Genomic DNA, 17,843 nt, shown 5'->3' on the forward strand with positions numbered 1-17,843 from the left:
CCCGGGCCGTCAGGGCCCCCCCGGGGGGCGGCGTCCGCCCCCCCGGGGGGTCAGGGCCCCGGGGCCCCGCGGGGGGGGGGCCCCCCGGGGGGGGGGCGGCCCCCCGGCGCGCGGGCCGCCGTCGTGGTTTTCGCCCCCCGGCCGGTAGGCCGGCCGCCTGACGGGTAACCGTCGCGGACCACGACCGGACACGCCCAAGGGCCACCGCACGGGGGAGTGCAGCGCACATGGGCATTGGCAGCGCCATCTTTCTCATCGCGCTCGGCGCGATCATGACCTTCGCCATCCGGGCCAACGTCTGGTGGATCGACCTGCGCGCGGTCGGTTGGGTGTTCATCCTGGCCGGGCTGGCCGTGCTGCTCACCACGCTGTGGTTCTGGCAGGACCGGCGCAAGCGGGCACGCACCCTGATCGTGGAGGAGAACCGGCTCTCCCACCCGACCGCGATGATGCCCCCGCCGCCGGACCCGCCGCCGCCCACGGCCCCGCCGTCCTGACCCGTTCCGCCAGCGAAGGTACTGACCGCGGCCCCCCGGTACAACGGAATCCGTTGACAGGGGGCCCTTCCTTTCGCCTCAGCCGCGGGCGGTGTGCCGGGCGGTGATGGGCGCGCCGCCAGGTGCCAGCGCCGCCCAGGGGGCGGTCGTCCGGTGTACCACCAGGTCGGTGGTACGCAGCCCGTCCGGGTCCGCCCGCTGCGGGTCCAGCAGCGCCGAGAGCAGCGAGATGCCCGGGTTGTGGGCCACCAGCAGCACGGTGCCGGCGTCCGACGGGACCGCCCGGACCAGCTCCAGCAGCTGCTCCGGCTGGGCCTCGTAAGCGGTCGGCTCGTAGCGCACCACCGGCGACGACCCCGCCGGTCCCCCCTCCGGTGGGGATCCCGTCATGCCCATCTCCACCCCGTGCCAGGTCTGTCGGGTGCGGCGGGCGGTGGAGGAGAGCACCACGTCGGGGAGGAGGGCGTGTCGGGCCAGCCATGCGCCGGCGGCGGCCGCGTCCGCCTGGCCCCGCGCGCTCAGCGAGCGGTCCGCATCCGGCGCGTCCTGGGACTGTTCGGCCTTGGCGTGCCGGAGCAGCACCAGCGTCCGTTCCTGGTTTGTGCCGTCCGTCATGCGCACAGCTTGCCTGATTGGCGATCCGAGCGCCTGGGTAAGTCGATGGATGCCGCTACCTCATCCATGGCCGCGGCGGGTTGGAAACGCCAGCAGAACGCCAAGGAGGCGACGTCATGGGCATCGGTGCAAGCATCTTCCTCATCGCGCTGGGCGCGATCTTCGCGTTCGCCATCAACGCCAACCTGGGATGGCTCGACCTGAACGTCGTCGGCTGGGTGCTGATGCTGGTCGGTCTCGTCGGCCTGGTGATGACCCTCTACTTCTGGAACAACCGCCGCCGCACGGTGGTCGCGGCCCCGGTCCGCGAGCGGGTCGTCGCCGAGCCGGTCGTGCCGGTCCAGGACGACCGGGTCGTGCGCGAGGAGTACCGCGAGGTGCGTCGCCCGGGCTACCCGGCCTGATCCGTCCCCCCGCAGATGTCGAGGGTCCCGCAACGGCGCGGGGCCCTCGTGCTGTCTCCGGCGGCTCAGGAGAAGATCGCGAAGTAGATCGCGATGTGGTGGCAGATCGCCGCCACCAGGGTGCAGGCGTGGAAGAACTCGTGGTGGCCGAAGACGGTCGGCCACGGGTTCGGCCGGCGTAGCGCGTAGAAGACCGCGCCGACGGTGTAGATCGCGCCGCCGATGATCAGCAGCACCAGGGCGGTGACGCCGCCGGCGTGCAGGATCTGCGGCAGCATCGCCACCGCGACCCAGCCGAGTGCCAGGTAGAGCGGCGCGGAGACCCAGCGGGGCGCGTGCGGCCAGATCAGCTTCAGCGCCACCCCGGCCAGCGCCCCAACCCACACCAGGCCGAGCATCAGGGTGGCCTGCCGGGTGCCCAGCAGCAGGGCGCAGAACGGGGTGTACGTGCCGGCGATGAACACGAAGATCATCGAATGGTCCATCCGCCGCATGATCTGGTAGCCGCGCTCGGACCAGACCCGGCGGTGGTAGAGGGCGCTGGTGCCGAAGAGGCCGCACACGGTCAGGCTGTAGATCAGGCAGCTGACCAGCGGCGCCCAGCCGGGGCGGGCGGCCGCGATCGAGCACAGCACGATGCCGCAGACGAGCGCGACGAAGAACGCGTAGGTGTGCAGCCAGCCCCGCATCCGGGGCTTACCGATGTCGACCGGCTTGAGTCGAAGCGGTGCGGAGGTGGTCACGCCATTAGGTTACGGCACCGTAGGTTACTTGCAGGTATCGGCATCTCGACCGCCTGCCTCGAACCCTCCGAACGCCATCGTCGACTGATCCACGCCCGGGCGGGAGGATGGCGGGATGCGGATCCGACCCGTCGGCGCGCACGCCCTGCTGCTCGACTGTGCCGACCCCGACCAGGTCCAGGCGTGGCGCGCCGAGCTCTGGCGCCGCCGGGACGCCGGGGAGTTGAGCGCCGTCGAGATCGTCCCGGCGGCGACCACCGTGCTGGTCGACGGCGTACCGGACCCGGAGGCGACCGCCGCCCGGATTGCCGGCTGGACCCCGCGGGGCGGCACCGCCGGCGCCGGCGCCGCCGAGGTCGAGGTGCCCACCGTGTACGACGGAGAGGACCTGCCCGCCGTCGCCGAGCACTGGGGCGTCGACGTGCCGGCGGTGGTCGACCGGATGCGGCGCACCGAGTTCCGGGTGGCGTTCTGCGGGTTCGCGCCCGGGTTCGCGTACCTGACCGGCCTGCCGGGAGAGCTGGCCGTGCCCCGGCTGGCCACCCCGCGTACCCGGGTGCCGGCCGGGTCGGTCGCCCTGGCCGGCCCGTACGCGGGGATCTACCCCACCGGCTCGCCCGGCGGCTGGCTGCTGGTCGGCCGGACCGACCTGGTCCTCTTCGACGTGCACGCCGACCCGCCGGCGCGGCTCACCCCTGGCGCCCGGGTACGGCTGGTGTCCCGTGAGCGCGAGGAGTGAGCCGGTCTTGCGAACCCCGCAGTCGCGAACCGGCCCGCTCAGCATGATCGAGGTGCTCCGGGCCGGTGCCCTCACCACCGTCCAGGACCAGGGCCGGCCCGGGTACGCCCACCTCGGCGTACCCCGCTCCGGCGCGCTCGACCCGGCCGCGCTGCTCCTGGCCAACCGGCTCGTCGGCAACCCGGAGACGGCCGCCGGCCTGGAGATCACGCTGACCGGCTGCGAACTGCGCGTCACCCGGGCGGTCAGCGTGGCGCTCACCGGCGCCGAGGTGGACGTCCGGGTCGGGCACCGGCCGGGGGACCTGGGCCGGCCGCTGTCGGTGCCGGCCGGGGCGGTGCTGCGCGTCGGGCCCACCCGCGCCGGGCTGCGTACCTGGCTGGCCGTCTCCGGCGGGATCGCGGCCGAGCCGGTGCTCGGCAGTCGCGCCACCGACACCCTCTCCGGCCTGGGCCCGCCCCCGGTACGCGACGGCGACCGGCTCCCCCTCGGCCCGTCCGCCGGCCAGCCCGCCCCGGTGGACGCCACGGTCAGCCCACCCGTCCCCGGCGAGCTGCGGCTGGGCCTCCGGCTCGGCCCCCGGCACGACTGGTTCACCGCCGCCGCGCTCGACCTGCTGCTCGGCACGACGTACGCGATCAGCCCGCTGAGCAACCGGGTCGGCGCGCGACTGGTCGGCGCGGCGCTGCCCCGCGCGGTGGCCGGGGAACTGCCGAGTGAGGGCATCGTCCTCGGTGCGGTGCAGGTGCCGGCGGACGGCCAACCGCTGATCTTCCTCGCCGACCACCCCACCACCGGCGGATACCCGGTCGTCGGGGTGGTGGACGACGTGACGCCGCTCGCGCAGGCCCGGCCAGGGACTACGGTGAGGTTCCATGGACCTCAACGCTGACCTCGGCGAGGGATTCGGCATCTGGCGGCTCGGCGACGACGCGGCGCTGCTGGACCTGGTGACCTCCGCCAACGTCGCCTGCGGCTTCCACGGCGGCGACCCGTCCACCATGCACCGGGTCTGTGCCGCCGCCGCGGAGCGCGGAGTCGCTGTCGGCGCGCAGGTCGGCTACCGGGACCTCGCCGGCTTCGGCCGGCGGCACATCGCGTACGACTTCGCCGAGCTGCGCGACGAGACGATCTACCAGGTCGGCGCGCTCGACGCGTTCTGCCGGCTGTTCCGCACCCAGGTTCGCTACGTCAAGCCGCACGGCGCGCTCTACCACGCGGCGGCCTGCGACGAGGCCCAGGCCGCCGCGCTGGTCGCCGCCGTCAGCGCGTACGACCACGAGCTGCCGCTGCTCTGCCCGCCCGGCTCGGTGCTCGCCCAGCTCGCCGTCGGCGCCGGGTTGCGGGTGGTCGCCGAGGGCTTCGCCGACCGGAACTACCTGCCCAACGGCCAGCTGGTGCCCCGGACCGCCGCACACGCACTGGTCACCGACCCGGAGGAGGTGGCCAACCGGGCCGTCCGGATGGCCACCGAGCGGACCCTGGTCGCGGTGGACGGCAGCGAGGTCCCCGTCCAGGTGGAGTCGATCTGCCTGCACGGGGACAGCCCGGGCGCGGTGCGCTGCGCCGAGCTGGTGCGGGCCGCCCTCATCGACGCCGGCGTCACCCTCGCCCCGTTCGTCTGAAACGAGGGGCCCTTCCTCACGCCTGCGGTAGCGGAAGGGCCCCTTCTCAACACCGGCCGGCGTCAGGCCTCGTCCATGCCGCGGAGGACCAGGGGGACCCGGGTCGCGCCGCCGTCGACCACCCGGACCGGGACGCCCCAGTCCTGCCGGGTCAGGTGGCAGGCGGCGTGCTCGACGTCGGCGTCGCAGCTGGCCGCCTGCGCGGTCACCTGCAGCACGCCCTCCGCCACCTCGGCGTTGACCACCAGGCGGCGGGACAGGTCGGTGGTCGTCCCGGCCCCCTCGACGAGCAGCTCCGGCGGGGACGCGGAGACCACCAGCCGGGTCGACGGCCCGTACGTCTCGTCCAGCTTCTGCCCGGGCGCGGGCGTGAAGATCACGTCGAGGGTCAGCTCGCCGGCCGCCACGTCGGTCGGCTTCCGCTCCAGCTTGTGCCGGGGGCCGTCGACCGTGCTCGCGCCGGCGGCGGTGAGCACCCCGGGGGCGAGCCGGGTCAACCGATGGGCGGCCGACTCGACCACCAGCACCTCGCCCTCGGCGGTCAGCACCACGTCGCTCGGCTCCGCCAGCCCGTCGGCCACGGTGGCGACCTGGTCGGTCTCCGGGTCGAACCGGCGCACCGCGCCGTTGTACGTGTCGGCGATCAGCACCGAGCCGTCGGGCAGCGCGCACACCCCGAGCGGGTGCTGGAGCAGCGCCCGGTCGGCCGGCCCGTCGACGTGGCCGAAGTCGAACAGGCCCTGGCCGACGGCGGTGTGCAGCACGCCGTCCTCGACGTACCGGACGGCGCTGGTCTCGCTGTCGGCGATCCAGAGCCGGCTGCCGTCGGCCGAGACGGAGAGGCCGGAGGGCTGGGCCATCCAGACGTCCGGCAGCGGCCCGTCCCGCAGCGCCTCGACCGTGGTGCCCGCGTAGACGCCGGCGGTCCGCTTCACCGGGTCGAACCACCAGAGCTGGTGGATGCCGGCCATCGCGATGACGACCTTCTCGTCGTACCAGGCGACGTCCCAGGGGGAGGAGAGGTCGATCGAGAGCGCGTCGTGCGCGTGGTCGTCGACCGTCGAGCGCCACGGCCGGCCGGTGCCGGCCACCGTGACCACCTCGCCGGTGTCCAGCTTCACGCCGCGCACCAGGTGGTTGACCGTGTCCGCGACGACCAGGTCGTACCCGGCGACCTCGGCGGCGTGCGTGGGCAGCAGACAGAGCCCCTGCGGCTCCGAGAAGGTGGCCACGTCGGCCGGGCCGTCGTCCTGCCCGCGGGTGCCCGCGCCGATCCGGCGGACCAGCTTCTCGCCGTCCGGGGCCAACTCGACCAGGGAGTGCCGGGCCGAGTCGGAGACCAGCAGGTTGCCGCCGTCGAGCACCACCGCCTTGCCGGGAAAGCGCAGCGTGGTCTCCGGCTCGGCCGGCGGCACGTACGGGCCCTCGCCCCGGTGCAGGGTGCCCTTCGCCTCGTGGGTGGTGATCAGGTCGTCGATCAGGCGGGCCAGCCCCTCGGCATGTCCCTCGCCGGCCATGGTGGCGACCACGTAGCCCTCCGGGTCGACCACCGAGAGGGTCGGCCAGGCCTTCGCCGCGTACTGCTGCCACATGTCCAGCTCGGGATCGTCGAGCACCGGGTGGTGCACGCCGTACCGCTCGACGGCCGCCGCCAGAGCGTCCGGGTCCTTCTCGTGCTCGAACTTGGGCGAGTGCACGCCGATCACGACCAGCACGTCGCCGTAGCGCTCATCCAGCGGGCGCAGCTCGTCAAGGACGTGCAGGCAGTTGATGCAGCAGAAGGTCCAGAAGTCCAGCAAGACGATCTTGCCCCGCAGGTCGGCCAGTGTGACGGCCTTCCCGCCGGTGTTCAGCCAGCCGCGGCCGCGCAGCTCGGGTGCCCGTACTCGTGCGCTCATGCCCTCAGTCTGCCGGACCGCGCGCCCCGATCCGGCCGACACCCGACGCGGGGTCGATCACACCCGGGACGTACGACGGCGGGGCCACGGACCACCGTGACCCCGCCGTCGGGGAACTGCTACTGGCCAGCCGGCTTGAGGCAGAGCACCCGGTTCCCCTCGACGCCCTTGAGCTCCACGATCGGCTGCGTCGGGTCGGTGCACTTGTCCTTGCTCTCGACCCTCGAAACGACCTTGAACGCGCCCGACTCGGCGCAGTCGGCCGGCGCCGCGGACGTGCCGGACTGCTTGATGCAGGAGTCCACGGCCGGGTTGAACAGGGCCGGCTTGTCGTCACCGCCGATCTTGCCGAGCAGCGCGAGCACGCCGAACGGGATGGCGAGGATCAGCACCGCCGCGATCAGCACGAGGGCCAGCACCCGGCCGTTGCGCACCTTGGGCGCGGGCGCCTCGGTCTTCGGCTCCGCGTCCGGCTTGAACGCGTCGAACCGGCCCTGGTCCGCGTCGGTGCCCGGGCCCTGCTGCCAGGCCGGCGGGGCGTGCTGGGGCGGCGGCGGGAACGCGGGCGGGAAGCCACCCTGGCCCGGCTCGCCCAGCGGCCCCGGCCCCTGACCGGGCACGGCGACCGAGGCGCGGCCGCCGGGCGGCCCGCCGAACGGGTCCGGCTGGCCGCCCGGGCCGCCGTACTGGCCCTGGTGGGCGAACGGGTCCTGCTGCCCGGCCGGGGCGCCGAACGGGTCGTGCTGGCCGCCGGGCCCGCCGAACGGGTCACCGGGACGCTCTCCGCTCTGCGGGTGCACTCCGTTGACCGGCCGGTTGTTGGCGGCCGGGTCCATGAAGGACGGCACCCCGGGTGGGAACGGCGGCGGACCGGCGGGCGACGACGGCGCCGGCTGCGCCTCGGCGAAGGCGTTCGGCAGCACAGGGTGCTCCGGCTCGTCGGCGCGCGGCTCCGGGCCCGCCTCGTCGAACCGGAGACCCTCGCCCGGGTAGCCGTTCGGGACGCCGTGGCCGGGGAGCCCCTCCGGCTCGGGCGGGATGGGGCGGCCGTAAACGCGGGGCTGCGGGGCCGGCGTGGCGGCGGGCCGCATCCCCTGGTCGGTCGGGGGCATCACCCGGCTGGCCAGCGGCACCGAGGCGCTGGCGGAGACGCTGCCGGGCGCGCCGGCCTCCGGCGAGGTACGCGGGCCGGGCACCACCGGTCCGGCCGGCGACTGCGGCTCCTCGTGGGACGGCTCCGGCGCGCCCCAGGCGGTGGCGGCCCGCTCCGGCTCGTACGCCTGCGGGTTCCGGTCGGCAGGCTCGCCGGCCGGGGCGAACTGGGCCGGCAGCGAGTAGTCGGCGGGCGGGGAGGCGGCCAGGGTGGCGCCGGGCACCCGCTGCTCCTGCGGCGGCAGCGGTACGGCGTTCGCCGGGGAGATGCCGGGGCCGGGTTCCGGCTGGTAGGCCGGCGTCTCCTCGGCGCGGGTCGGCTCCCAGTTGTGCGACGGCGACGCGGTCGGCCCGGCCTCGGCGGCGTGGCCCCACGCCTCAGCCGGCGACCACGGCTCCGCGTCCGGGATGGTCGGGGGCTGCGGCGTCCACGGTGCCGGGTTGTCCTGGTTGCCGGCCCAGGCGGGCGGGGAGTCGGGCGAGGGCACCGAGGCGCTGGCCCGGGCCGACGCTTCCGCCGACCCCCAGGCTCCGGCCTCCGGCCGGTCGCCGGCGGCACCCCAGCCGGACTGTGCCGGTTCGTCCTGGTCACGCTGCTGCGGCACGGCCGCCGCACCGCTCCACGGGGCGGCGGGACGCTGCTCGTCCGGGGCGTCCCAGCCGGTCTGCTGCGGGGCTTCGGCGTGCCCGGCGGCCCGGCCTGCGGCCCAGCCGCCGGAGCGGTCCGGGTCGCCGTCCTGCGCACCGGACGGGCCGGCCGGCCAGCCGCCGGACCGGGCAGGGTCGTCCTGCGGGGTCGACCAGGCGTTCTCGGCCTGCGCACCCGGCACGGGGACCTTCGCGGAGGCGCGGGCGGGCGGCTCGGCGGGTGCCCACGCGGGGCTGCCCTGATCGTTCTGCTGGCCCCAGGCCGGCTGGTCGTCCGGCTGCGGCGCGGTCCAACCGCCGGCCTGGTTCGGGTCGTCCTGGTGCTGGGCGCCGGCCCCCACGGCCCAGCCGCCGGAGCGGTCCGGCTGCGGGTCGGACCCGGCCTGCCAACCGCCCGAACGGCCGGGGTCGTCGTCCTGCTGCGGGGCCGGGGTGGCCCACGTCTCGTGCGGCACGGTGGCGGGGGCGGGCACCTGCGCGGCACTGCGCGCGCCCGGCTCGGCGGGCTGCGCCCAGGCCGGCGGCTCACCCGACCCGGCGCCCCAGGCGGGGCCGGCCTGCTCGGTCGACGCTCCCCAGGAGGGCGGGGACGGCTCCCCGGGGGCGGCCGACGGACCGGCGGCCCACGCGGGCTGGCCGGACGCGGCCCACCCGCCCGGCTCCGCCGGCGGCGGCACCTGGGCGGCGCCACGGTTGGTGGGCTGTCCGCCCGCCGCCCAGCTGGGTGCCGGGTCGTCCGGCGCCGCCCAGGCGGGGGCCGGGTCGTCCTGCGCCGCCCAGGCGGGGGCCGGCGGAGCGGGCCGAGCCGCCGGCGGGGGCGGGGCCCAGCCGAGGTCGGGAGTGCCGGGGTACCCGTTGTCCTGCGGGGCCGGGCGGTCGCCGTACGGCGACGCCCCGCCCGGCGACACCTCGCCCGGCTCCTGGCCAGGGCGGTGCGGGGCCTCGGACGTCATGGGTGCGCCTCCTCCGTCACATGTCGGCCGCCGATGCCGATCGGGACCGTCGGCAGGGTTGCCGGCGTCGCCGGCGGTTACCGGCCGTCGGGCTCCCCGCACCGTATCCGGTGGCCGCCCAGAGGCGTCCGGGGGAGCACCGGCCGTCACTCACCGTCGCCGGACGCTGTCGATCGGTTTCCCGTCGTCGTGAGTGGTCCGGGGGCGGGCGGGTGGCGACCGAGCCCCACCGTACCGGGCGGTGCGGCGAGGTGGAATCCCGGTCTCAATCGACGTGAAACGCCGAAGACCCGCCCGGGGTGACCGGGCGGGTCTTCGAACTGGAGGAGGTGAGGAAAGTAGGGGAGCGTCAGCTCATGTGACGCTGGGCGATGGCGAGAAGCTCCTCGCGGACCGCGGGCGAGTTGGCGGAACGCAGCGCGTGCTCGATGGCGCGGGCGCGGCGGTTGGCGTCGCGGCGGGTGCGGATTCGCTCGATCATGCTCATCTGGGTCTCTCCTCCTGGCTATTCGGTTGTCAGCCCCTTGATGTCTCTATTGAACACCAGGACGCCGCCAACTTCCATCGATTATTAGGTGAGCTGAACCACCCACCTAAGGATCGTAGGTTGAGAAGTGCCCTCGACCGAAGATTCCGTCCCCCATCGGCAACGGCCGGTGTGCCGGGCGTTAACCCGTGGCACACCGGCCGTTGGCTGGTGCGGTGACCGTCAGGTCCAGGCGAGCAGCGCCGCCTCCGGATCGGCCAGGAAGTCCCCGACGTCGCGCAGGAACTTCGAGCCGAGCTCACCGTCGATGATCCGGTGGTCGAAGGAGAGGCCCAGGGTGGTGACCAGGCGCGGCTTGACCTTGCCCTTGTGCACCCACGGCATCTCCCGGACCGCGCCGAAGGCCAGGATCGCCGACTCACCCGGCGGCAGGATCGGCGTACCGGTGTCGACGCCGAAGACGCCGACGTTGGTGATGGTCAGCGTGCCGCCGGACATGTCGGCCGGGGAGGTCTTCCCCGTCTTGGCCGTGAGCACCAAGCCGGTCATCGCGTCCGCCAGCTCGCGCAGCGAGAGCCGGCCGGCGTCCTTGATGTTCGGCACGATCAGCCCGCGCTCGGTGGCCGCCGCGATGCCCAGGTTGACGTACTCCTTGACCACGATCTCGTCGCCGGCCCAGGTCGAGTTGACCATCGGGTGCCGCTTGACCGCGAGGAGCACCGACTTGGCGACCAGCAGCAGCGGCGAGACGCGGACGTCCCGCCACTCGCGCCGCTCGCGGAGCCGGTCCAGCGCCTTCATCGCCCGGGTCACGTCGACGGTCAGGAACTCCGTCACGTGCGGGGCGGTGAACGCCGAGCGGGACATGTTCTCCGCGGTGAGCTTGCGTACCCCCTTGACCGGGATGCGCTGCTCGCGGTCCGCGCCGAAGCTCGCGGCCGCCGTCGCCGGCGCCGCGACCGTCAGCGGCTCGGCCGTCGCCGGAGCCGACGCCGCCCGCTGCACGTCCTCGCGGGTGATCGAGCCCAGCGGGCCCGAGCCGGTCAGCGTGGCGAGGTCGACGCCGAGGTCCTTGGCGAGCTTACGGACCGGCGGCTTGGCCAGCACCGGACCGGTGGCACGGCCGTTGCCGCTCACCGCCGGTACGGGCGACACCGGGGCGACCGGTGCCGGGGCCGGCGCGGCCTGGACCGGGGCGGCCGGAGCCGCCGCGGCCTGGGCCGGAACCCCGCCCTTGCGCGGGCGGCGCTTGGCCGGCGCGTTCCGCGGGCCGTAGCCGACCAGGACGGCGGTACGCCCGCCCGGCGCGACCCCGCCGATCAGGCCCGGCTCGACCATGCCCTCCTCGGGCGCGACCTCGACCGCGGCCAGCGAGGCCGCAGACGGGGTGGGCAGGGCGGCGGCCGGCGCGCCGGTCGTCGACTCCTCGATCGGCCCGGCGTTCGGGTCGGTGTCGATCGCGATGATCGGGCTGCCGACCTCGACCGTGGCACCCTCCGGGTGGAAGATCGCCTGCACTCGGCCGGCCCACTTCGCCGGGATCTCGACCGCCGCCTTGGCGGTCTCCACCTCGACGATCGGCTGGTTCAGCTCGATGTCGTCGCCCACCTTGACCAGCCAGGCGAGGATCTCGCCCTCGGTCAGGCCCTCGCCCAGGTCGGGAAGGTTGAATTCCTTGATCCGCGACATGCCGCTCACCAGCCGAAGGTGCGGTCGACGGCGTCGAGCACCCGGTCGAGGTCGGGCAGGTACTCCTCCTCCACCCGGGCGGCCGGGTAGGGGGTGTCGAAGCCGGTGACCCGCAGCACCGGGGACTCCAAGGAGTAGAAGCACTCCTCGGTGATCCGGGCGGCGATCTCCGACCCGAGGCCCAGGTTGCCCGGGGCCTCGTGGACGACCACGCAGCGGCCGGTGCGCTTCACCGACTCGTACGCGGCGGTCAGGTCCAGCGGGGAGAGCGTGCGCAGGTCGATGACCTCCAGCTCCCGGCCGTCCTCGGCGGCGGCGGTGGCCGCGTCCAGCGCGGTCCGCACCATCGGGCCGTACGCCAGCACGGTGGCGTCGGTGCCCGGCCGGGCGACCCGGGTGGCGTGCAGCGGGTACGCCTCGGCGAGCGGGGCGTCCAGCTCGACCAGCCCCTTCTCCCAGTAGCGCCGCTTCGGCTCCAGGAAGACGATCGGGTCGTCCGAGGCGATGGCCTGCTGGATCATCGAGTACGCGTCCTGCGGGTTGGCGCAGGTCACGACCTTCAGGCCGGCGGTGTGCGCGAAGTACGCCTCGGGCGACTCCGAGTGGTGCTCGACCGCACCGATGCCGCCGCCGTACGGGATCCGGATGACCATCGGGATCCGGACCTTGCCCTGCGAGCGGTAGTGCATCTTCGCCACCTGCGACACGATCTGGTCGTACGCCGGGTAGACGAAGCCGTCGAACTGGATCTCACAGACCGGCCGGAAGCCACGGATGGCCAGGCCGACCGCGGTGCCGATGATGCCGGACTCGGCGAGCGGGGTGTCGATCACCCGCTGGTCGCCGAAGTCCTTCTGCAGGCCGTCGGTGATCCGGAAGACGCCGCCGAGCTTGCCGACGTCCTCGCCCATGATGACGACCTTCGGGTCGTTCTCCAGCGCCTTGCGCAGACCGGCGTTCAGGGCCTTGCCGAGGGTGAGCGTCTCCGTGGCCATCAGTGGGCGCTCCCCTCGAACGACTCCAGGTACTTGCTGAACTGGGCCCGCTGCTCGTCGAGCTCGGGGGACCCGTTGGGGTAGACGTGGTCGAACATGGTCACCGGCTCCGGGTTGGGCATGGCCAGCACCCGCTCGCGCAGGTGCACCGACTCGGCCCGGGCCTGCTCGTCGACCTCGGCGAAGAACGACTCGTCGACGATCTGCTGCTTGGTCAGGAACGCCTTCATCCGGGCGATCGGGTCCTTGGCCTGCCAGGCCTCGACCTCGCTGGCGATCCGGTAGCGGGTCGGGTCGTCGGAGGTGGTGTGCGCCCCCATCCGGTAGGTGTACGCCTCGATCAGGCTCGGGCCCTGGCCGTGCCGCGCGTTGTCCAGCGCGTGCCGGGTCACCGCGTACGACGCGAGCACGTCGTTGCCGTCCACCCGGACGCCGGGGAAGCCGAAGCCGCCCGCCCGCTGGTACAGCGGGACGCGGGTCTGCCGCTCCAGCGGCTCGGAGATGGCGTACTGGTTGTTCTGGCAGAAGAACACCAGCGGGGCGTTGAAGACGCTGGCCCAGACGAAGGACTCGTTGACGTCGCCCTGGCTGGTGGCGCCGTCTCCGAAGTACGCGATCACCGCCTCGCCGTCGTCGCCGCCGGTCTTGCCGTCCATGGCGACGCCCATGGCGTACCCGGTCGCGTGCAGGGTCTGCGCCCCGATGACGATCGTGTACATGTTGAACTTGAACTCGTTCGGGTCCCAGCCGCCCTGGTCGACGCCGCGGAACAGGCCCAACGGCATGATCGGGTCGATGCCCCGGCAGTAGAGCACGCCGTGCTCCCGGTAGGTCGGGAAGGCCATGTCCTGCGTGCGCAGCGCCCGGCCGGAGCCGACCTGCGCCGCCTCCTGGCCGAGCAGGCTGGCCCAGAGGCCCAGCTCGCCCTGACGCTGGAGCGCCGTGGCCTCGGCGTCGAGCTTGCGGACCAGCACGAGGTCGCGGTAGAGCCCGCGGTACTCCTCGTCGGTGAAGTCCACCCGGTACTCGGTCCCGTCCGGGCCGAGCGCGCTATCGATCCGCTCGCCCTCGGGCGTGAGCAGCTGTACGAGTTCCGGTTCGCCCGCCACGGCGGCGCGCTTGGAACGGGGTGCGGCCCGCCTGCTGCGGGTGGCGGCCCCGGGGTCGCCCTTTGCCATCCGTCTCTCCCTGTCTGGTCTGCGCCGGCGCCGGGGGGTGACCCGTGCCGCGCACATCGTGCGCCCGCCCGGCTGGTGCCGGATCGGTCCCTGGCGGCCGCGCCTAGCCCCGGTGAGGGTTGCCGCGCGGCGTGAGCCGGGTTCGTGGGGGGGAACCCGGCCCGGGAGCGCCGGCGCCGTACCGCACCAGCCGCGGGGTGCGCGGAGGTGGCGGCTGCGTTGCCGTCGTGCCTGAATGATTGCAGAGGAGGTGAGCGGGCCCACAGTATGGCCTCCCCCGCCCGTGACGTTCGGTCTGGTTCGCGACGCATGGGCTTTTTGTCACCTGGGCCGTCCCGGGCCGACGGACAAATTGTGTGTCGACACGCTGTGGTGGCTGGTGAACTGAGCGTCACCGGTCCAAGCTGATTGATGTCCCTGCTGGGCGCTTTCGAGGGGCTTCGCCCGATTCCCGCGCCATGCCGTCCGGCCGGGATCCTTGCCACCGCCGACGGACGAGGAGCGTGCCGTGTCCGAGCCAGCAGAGGGTCCGGGTACGCCGCTCCTCCGCCGCCACCAGGTGGGTTCCGGGGCCGACTACCGGCGGGTCGTCGGGGCGCACCGGGCACCCGGTACGGGCGGCGGTCCCCCCCGCGGCTACCTCTTCACGGTCGCGCTGCTCGCCGGCACCGCGTCCATGCCGATCCTGGCCGCGTTCAGCGCCGGGTCGGCCACCGTCGGCAACAGCGCCCTCCCGGACAGCAGCACCCCGTTCATCCCGACCCCTTCGGTCGGCCCGGTGGTCGTCCCGCTGCCCGTCGGCACCCAGCCTCCGGTCCTCCCCACCCGTGCGGCGACCAGCCCGCCGCCCCGCGCGCCGCTGCGCCCGGCCGCCCCCGCCCTGCCGGTCGACACCGACCTCGGCTCGCAGCGGCGATCACTGCCCGGCACTCCCGTTCCGCGACCCACCCGGGCCACGCCGACCGGTTCGCCGCGCCCGTCGCCGATACCGACGCCCTCGCCGTCGGCGTCCAACCCGGCCACCTCGGACCCGACACCGAGCCCGACAGCCGAGCCGACCAGCACCTGCACGAACCCGGCGACCGGCCCGTCGCCGACCGCGAGCCCGGATCCCGCTCCGACCACCTCGCCCGACGGATCCCCGTCGCCGACCAGCCCGCCGCCGGAGGAGCCACCCGTGCCGACCCTCCGCCCCACCCCCGACCCGGACCCGAGTCCCAGCGCCGCGGGCCAGGTCCGCACCTGACGGCTCAGGCCGGGTCGTCGGTGAGGCGGTGCCGGTTCGCCTCGATCCAGGCGTCCAGGGCGGCCGGATCGTCGGGGTCGACGCCATCCGCCATCAGCTGGGCGACCGCCGCCGTGGCCGGGCTGCGCCGCTCACCGGTGCTGTAGAGCCGGGCGAACTCGGGGACCAGTTCCTCGATCGCCTCGTCCGTCCGGCGGGCCGCCGCGGCCGGCAGCCCGCGCTGGCGCGCGGCGTACGCCGCCCAGCCGCGCAGCACCCGGGGCAGCATGGCCGCGTCGTCCATGTCCAGCACGGCCCGCCGGTGCACCCAGTCGAGCAGGAACAGCTCGGCGACGGTCGGGCTCCACCGCATCGGGTCGGCGTCCGGGAAGCTCGCCGCGTGGTCCAGCAGCAGGCCCAGGCAGAAGTGCAGCGACGGCAGCTCCGTGTCGGCCACCAGGTCCAGGCCGAACGTGGCCGCCTCCGGCGAGCCGAGGAAGCCCCGGACCAGCCGGGTACGGTCCTCGTCCGTCGGCGGCGGGACCTCCCCGGCACCCGCCGGCGCGGCCCGGTCGGGCAGCGCGGCCAGCCGCGCGCCGACCAGCGCCCGGTCGGTGGCGAGCGAACCCTGCGCGGGCAGCTCACCGAGGCTGTCGGTGATCGCCAGGTGGCGGCTCACCTCCGCGTGCATCCGGGCCGGGTCCTCGGTCCGGAACCAGGTGAACTCGTCCTCCGTGCAGATCTCCCGGGCCTGCTCGACGATCCGTCCGGCGGGACCGCCGACGAAGACGTCCTTGGTGATGCCGATGTTGTGGTCGACCAGCGCCACCAGGGCGTGTTCCGGCCCATCCTCGTCGTCGTAGGCGAAGGTGGCCAGGTAGGAGGTCTGGTCGCCGTACACGTCCCCGTACGCCCAGGCGCCGGTGAGGTGCACCCGCCCGAGCTGCCCAGCCCAGGCGGGGGCGTACGCGCCGGGGCGGACCCGGGCGGCGCCCTCGGCGTCCGGCACCAGGGCGGCGAAGACGGCGCGGATGGTGGTGGCGGCGGCGCTGCGCCGGCGCGACGTGGCGGCGAGGAACCCGGCGACGAACTCCCGGACGGCGGTTGCCCGGTCGGTCTCCGCGACGGCGTAGACGCTGCCCAGCAGGGCGGCACCGAGCATCTCCGCGTCGAGGGCGGAGTCGAGCCTCGTCACGTCGCGGGCGGCGTGCAGGACCGCCTCGTAGGGGGTCTGTGGCGTGGCCATGCCCCGACCCTACGCCGCCCGGCCGGCCCGGACACCGGTCAGCGCGCCCGGGTTCAGCGCCGCGCGGCGTCCCGCAGTGCCTCCCGGGCCTCGGTGTAGCGGGCCAGCACCGCCCAGACCGGGTTGAGCACGTACTTCTCGCCGACGCTGCCCACCGAGATCAGCAGCCGCCGTTCGGCCCGCTCCCGGACCCGGCGGGCCGCCCACCGGATCACCGGCCGGGTCAACGCCGCCACCAGCAGGCCGGCCAGCAGGCCGCCGAGGAGCAGCACCGTCGGCCAGGGCACCTCGCCGAGCTTCGGGTGGTCCAGGGCCGGCAGGCCGAGCACGCGCAGACCGTAGCCGAGGAGCAGCCAGGCCAGCCCGGCCGCCGCGGCGATCGTGACCAGCCACTGCAGGCCACCGACCAGCCGCCACCAGGTCGGCCGGTGCGCCATGCCCAGGTCGGTGGCGGCCACCGCGTGGTCCAGCGCGTCCGGCAGGTCGGCCAGCCGGGCCCGGGCCGCCGCGGTCACCGTGGCCGGCCAGGGTGCCGGCAGGTCGGCGGCGGAGCGGTCGGCCACCGCGCGGATGGCCAGGTTGAGCGCCGAGCGCTGCGCGGCGGTCGGATCGGGTACGGAGGTCGCCGCGACCAGGCTCTCCGCCGGCGCGTCGGGGTCCGCGCCGGGCAGGTGCAGCCGGCGCAGCGGGTCCGGGCGCAGCTTCCGCCAGCCCCGAACCAGCGGCCAGCCGGTCGTGCCGCCGGCCCGGTGCCGGTACGCCGCCTCGACCGCCTCGGCCACGGTCGGCACTCCGGCCGCCCCGGCCAGCGCGGCGGTGAGTTCCTGCGCCGACGCGTCGCCCGGTCGGGTCCGTGGCGGCTCCGGCCCGACCAGCGGCTCGAGCCTGTCCACCACGATGTCCACGTCGCCGGCCAGCCGACGCAGGGCGGCCTGCCGCTCGGCGACCGTACGCTCCAGCTCCGCGCGGAGCCCGTCCAGCCCGTCCGGGTCCACCGCCACGGTGGGCAGCAGCGGCACTCCCTCCAGCCCGTCGGCGTCGAGCAGCCGGCGCAGGTCACCGAGGACCCGGGGCAGCTCGGCCGGGGGCAGCCGGTCAGCCTGGTTGAGCACGACCACGGTCACGTCGCGGTGCTGGTGGAACTCGCGCAGATAGCTGGTGTGGATCACCCGGTCGGCGTACTTCTGCGGGTCGACCACCCAGACCACCAGGTCGACCAGGCCGAGCAGCCGGTCCACCTCCAGCCGGTGGGTCCGCTGGACCGAGTCGAAGTCCGGCAGGTCCAGCAGGACCAGGCCGTGCAGGCCGACCTCGTCGTCCCCGTCGAGCTGACTCTCCCGGACGAACCGGTGTCGGGGTAGCACCCCGATCCAGTCGAGCAGCCGGGACGCGCCGTCCGGCGGCCCCCAGACGCAGGCGTGCGCCACCCCGGTGGTCGGCCGGCGTACGCCGACCGGCGAGAGGTCCAACCGGGCGAGCGCGTTGAACAGGCTCGACTTGCCACTGCCGGTCGATCCGGCCAGGGCGACCACGGTGTGGTGCCCGGAGAGGGCGAGCCGGGTGCCGGCGCGTTCGACCACGGTGTGCGCGTGGACCAGTTGCGCGTCGGGCACCTGGCCGTCGACCGCGCCGAGGAAGCGCTGGAGCGCCTGGAGGCGTGCGATCAGGACGTCGGGATCGACCCGCTGCTCGCCCCGGAACGCCTCCCGCATCCGTCCGACGATGTTGCTCACCCGGGCCCACCCTCCG

General features: G+C 74.8%; 16 protein-coding genes. 6 read left to right on the forward strand and 10 right to left on the reverse strand.

Features of this window, described 5'->3' with window-relative positions; all coding sequences use genetic code 11:
* Positions 1–227 precede the first annotated feature (227 nt).
* Positions 228–497 (forward strand): DUF6458 family protein, encoded by a 270-nt coding sequence (locus ACFYOS_RS30660; RefSeq protein WP_088969138.1) that lies wholly within the window; start codon positions 228–230, stop codon positions 495–497.
* Between the two features lie 78 nt (positions 498–575).
* On the opposite strand, the gene ACFYOS_RS30665 is transcribed toward ACFYOS_RS30660, so the two are convergent.
* The gene (locus ACFYOS_RS30665; RefSeq protein ID WP_387148994.1) at positions 576–1,112 is read right to left on the reverse strand and encodes a SixA phosphatase family protein; all 537 of its coding nucleotides are present in this window, start codon (positions 1,110–1,112) and stop codon (positions 576–578) included.
* 116 nt (positions 1,113–1,228) lie between these two features.
* Between ACFYOS_RS30665 and ACFYOS_RS30670 the strand changes: the two genes are divergently transcribed.
* Positions 1,229–1,516 (forward strand): DUF6458 family protein, encoded by a 288-nt coding sequence (locus ACFYOS_RS30670; RefSeq protein ID WP_387148997.1) that lies wholly within the window; start codon positions 1,229–1,231, stop codon positions 1,514–1,516.
* 65 nt (positions 1,517–1,581) lie between these two features.
* Here ACFYOS_RS30670 and ACFYOS_RS30675 read toward each other — a convergent pair whose 3' ends face one another.
* Positions 1,582–2,259 carry a hemolysin III family protein gene (locus ACFYOS_RS30675; protein ID WP_387148998.1) on the reverse strand — a complete coding sequence of 226 codons (678 nt, stop codon included), beginning with the start codon at positions 2,257–2,259 and terminating at the stop codon, positions 1,582–1,584.
* Between the two features lie 115 nt (positions 2,260–2,374).
* On the opposite strand from ACFYOS_RS30675, the gene ACFYOS_RS30680 reads away from it, so the two are divergent.
* The 3 genes from ACFYOS_RS30680 to ACFYOS_RS30690 are packed head-to-tail and all read left to right on the forward strand — an operon-like array spanning position 2,375 to position 4,623.
* The gene (locus ACFYOS_RS30680; RefSeq protein WP_387149001.1) at positions 2,375–2,998 is read left to right on the forward strand and encodes an allophanate hydrolase subunit 1; all 624 of its coding nucleotides are present in this window, start codon (positions 2,375–2,377) and stop codon (positions 2,996–2,998) included.
* Between the two features lie 43 nt (positions 2,999–3,041).
* Positions 3,042–3,890: a biotin-dependent carboxyltransferase family protein gene (locus ACFYOS_RS30685; RefSeq protein ID WP_387149100.1), complete on the forward strand. Its 849-nt coding sequence runs from the start codon at positions 3,042–3,044 to the stop codon at positions 3,888–3,890.
* Positions 3,874–4,623 carry a LamB/YcsF family protein gene (locus ACFYOS_RS30690; protein ID WP_387149004.1) on the forward strand — a complete coding sequence of 250 codons (750 nt, stop codon included), beginning with the start codon at positions 3,874–3,876 and terminating at the stop codon, positions 4,621–4,623. The genes ACFYOS_RS30685 and ACFYOS_RS30690 overlap by 17 nt, the downstream gene beginning before the upstream one ends.
* A gap of 62 nt (positions 4,624–4,685) precedes the next feature.
* On the opposite strand, the gene ACFYOS_RS30695 is transcribed toward ACFYOS_RS30690, so the two are convergent.
* The 6 genes from ACFYOS_RS30695 to pdhA form a co-directional block, all read right to left on the reverse strand.
* Positions 4,686–6,521, reverse strand: a complete 1,836-nt coding sequence (locus ACFYOS_RS30695) for an NHL domain-containing thioredoxin family protein (RefSeq protein WP_387149006.1) — start codon at positions 6,519–6,521, stop codon at positions 4,686–4,688.
* A gap of 119 nt (positions 6,522–6,640) precedes the next feature.
* On the reverse strand, positions 6,641–9,274 hold the full coding sequence (locus tag ACFYOS_RS30700) for a hypothetical protein (protein ID WP_387149009.1): 2,634 nt from the start codon (positions 9,272–9,274) through the stop codon (positions 6,641–6,643).
* Between the two features lie 349 nt (positions 9,275–9,623).
* The gene (locus ACFYOS_RS30705; RefSeq protein WP_013283356.1) at positions 9,624–9,761 is read right to left on the reverse strand and encodes a hypothetical protein; all 138 of its coding nucleotides are present in this window, start codon (positions 9,759–9,761) and stop codon (positions 9,624–9,626) included.
* A 222-nt stretch (positions 9,762–9,983) separates the two neighbouring features.
* Positions 9,984–11,450, reverse strand: coding sequence for a dihydrolipoamide acetyltransferase family protein (locus ACFYOS_RS30710; RefSeq protein WP_387149103.1), 1,467 nt, complete (start codon positions 11,448–11,450; stop codon positions 9,984–9,986).
* 5 nt (positions 11,451–11,455) lie between these two features.
* Complete coding sequence (locus ACFYOS_RS30715; RefSeq protein ID WP_387149013.1) at positions 11,456–12,445, reverse strand: alpha-ketoacid dehydrogenase subunit beta; 990 nt, start codon at positions 12,443–12,445, stop codon at positions 11,456–11,458.
* Positions 12,445–13,623 carry a pyruvate dehydrogenase (acetyl-transferring) E1 component subunit alpha gene (gene pdhA, locus ACFYOS_RS30720; RefSeq protein WP_387149015.1) on the reverse strand — a complete coding sequence of 393 codons (1,179 nt, stop codon included), beginning with the start codon at positions 13,621–13,623 and terminating at the stop codon, positions 12,445–12,447. The genes ACFYOS_RS30715 and pdhA overlap by 1 nt, the downstream gene beginning before the upstream one ends.
* A 508-nt stretch (positions 13,624–14,131) precedes the next feature.
* On the opposite strand from pdhA, the gene ACFYOS_RS30725 reads away from it, so the two are divergent.
* On the forward strand, positions 14,132–14,869 hold the full coding sequence (locus ACFYOS_RS30725; protein WP_387149018.1) for a hypothetical protein: 738 nt from the start codon (positions 14,132–14,134) through the stop codon (positions 14,867–14,869).
* A 4-nt stretch (positions 14,870–14,873) separates the two neighbouring features.
* Here the strand turns inward: ACFYOS_RS30725 and ACFYOS_RS30730 are convergent, their stop codons facing one another.
* On the reverse strand, positions 14,874–16,094 hold the full coding sequence (locus tag ACFYOS_RS30730) for a hypothetical protein (protein ID WP_387149020.1): 1,221 nt from the start codon (positions 16,092–16,094) through the stop codon (positions 14,874–14,876).
* 53 nt (positions 16,095–16,147) lie between these two features.
* On the reverse strand, positions 16,148–17,806 hold the full coding sequence (locus ACFYOS_RS30735) for a GTPase (RefSeq protein WP_387149105.1): 1,659 nt from the start codon (positions 17,804–17,806) through the stop codon (positions 16,148–16,150).
* Positions 17,807–17,843: the final 37 nt, after the last annotated feature.

It is taken from the genome of Micromonospora sp. NPDC005806 (assembly GCF_042871425.1).
GTDB lineage: Bacteria > Actinomycetota > Actinomycetes > Mycobacteriales > Micromonosporaceae > Micromonospora.

Bases quoted from the DNA above. Each gene is read 5' to 3' on its own strand.
- ACFYOS_RS30660 (WP_088969138.1), top strand. From the start codon at position 228: ATGGGCATTGGCAGCGCCATCTTTCTCATCGCGCTCGGCGCGATCATG.
- ACFYOS_RS30710 (WP_387149103.1), bottom strand. From the start codon at position 11,450: ATGTCGCGGATCAAGGAATTCAACCTTCCCGACCTGGGCGAGGGCCTG.
- pdhA (WP_387149015.1), bottom strand. From the start codon at position 13,623: ATGGCAAAGGGCGACCCCGGGGCCGCCACCCGCAGCAGGCGGGCCGCA.
- ACFYOS_RS30730 (WP_387149020.1), bottom strand. From the start codon at position 16,094: ATGGCCACGCCACAGACCCCCTACGAGGCGGTCCTGCACGCCGCCCGC.
- ACFYOS_RS30735 (WP_387149105.1), bottom strand. From the start codon at position 17,806: ATGCGGGAGGCGTTCCGGGGCGAGCAGCGGGTCGATCCCGACGTCCTG.
- ACFYOS_RS30665 (WP_387148994.1), bottom strand. From the start codon at position 1,112: ATGACGGACGGCACAAACCAGGAACGGACGCTGGTGCTGCTCCGGCAC.
- ACFYOS_RS30715 (WP_387149013.1), bottom strand. From the start codon at position 12,445: ATGGCCACGGAGACGCTCACCCTCGGCAAGGCCCTGAACGCCGGTCTG.
- ACFYOS_RS30700 (WP_387149009.1), bottom strand. From the start codon at position 9,274: ATGACGTCCGAGGCCCCGCACCGCCCTGGCCAGGAGCCGGGCGAGGTG.
- ACFYOS_RS30695 (WP_387149006.1), bottom strand. From the start codon at position 6,521: ATGAGCGCACGAGTACGGGCACCCGAGCTGCGCGGCCGCGGCTGGCTG.
- ACFYOS_RS30670 (WP_387148997.1), top strand. From the start codon at position 1,229: ATGGGCATCGGTGCAAGCATCTTCCTCATCGCGCTGGGCGCGATCTTC.
- ACFYOS_RS30705 (WP_013283356.1), bottom strand. From the start codon at position 9,761: ATGAGCATGATCGAGCGAATCCGCACCCGCCGCGACGCCAACCGCCGC.
- ACFYOS_RS30680 (WP_387149001.1), top strand. From the start codon at position 2,375: ATGCGGATCCGACCCGTCGGCGCGCACGCCCTGCTGCTCGACTGTGCC.
- ACFYOS_RS30690 (WP_387149004.1), top strand. From the start codon at position 3,874: ATGGACCTCAACGCTGACCTCGGCGAGGGATTCGGCATCTGGCGGCTC.
- ACFYOS_RS30685 (WP_387149100.1), top strand. From the start codon at position 3,042: ATGATCGAGGTGCTCCGGGCCGGTGCCCTCACCACCGTCCAGGACCAG.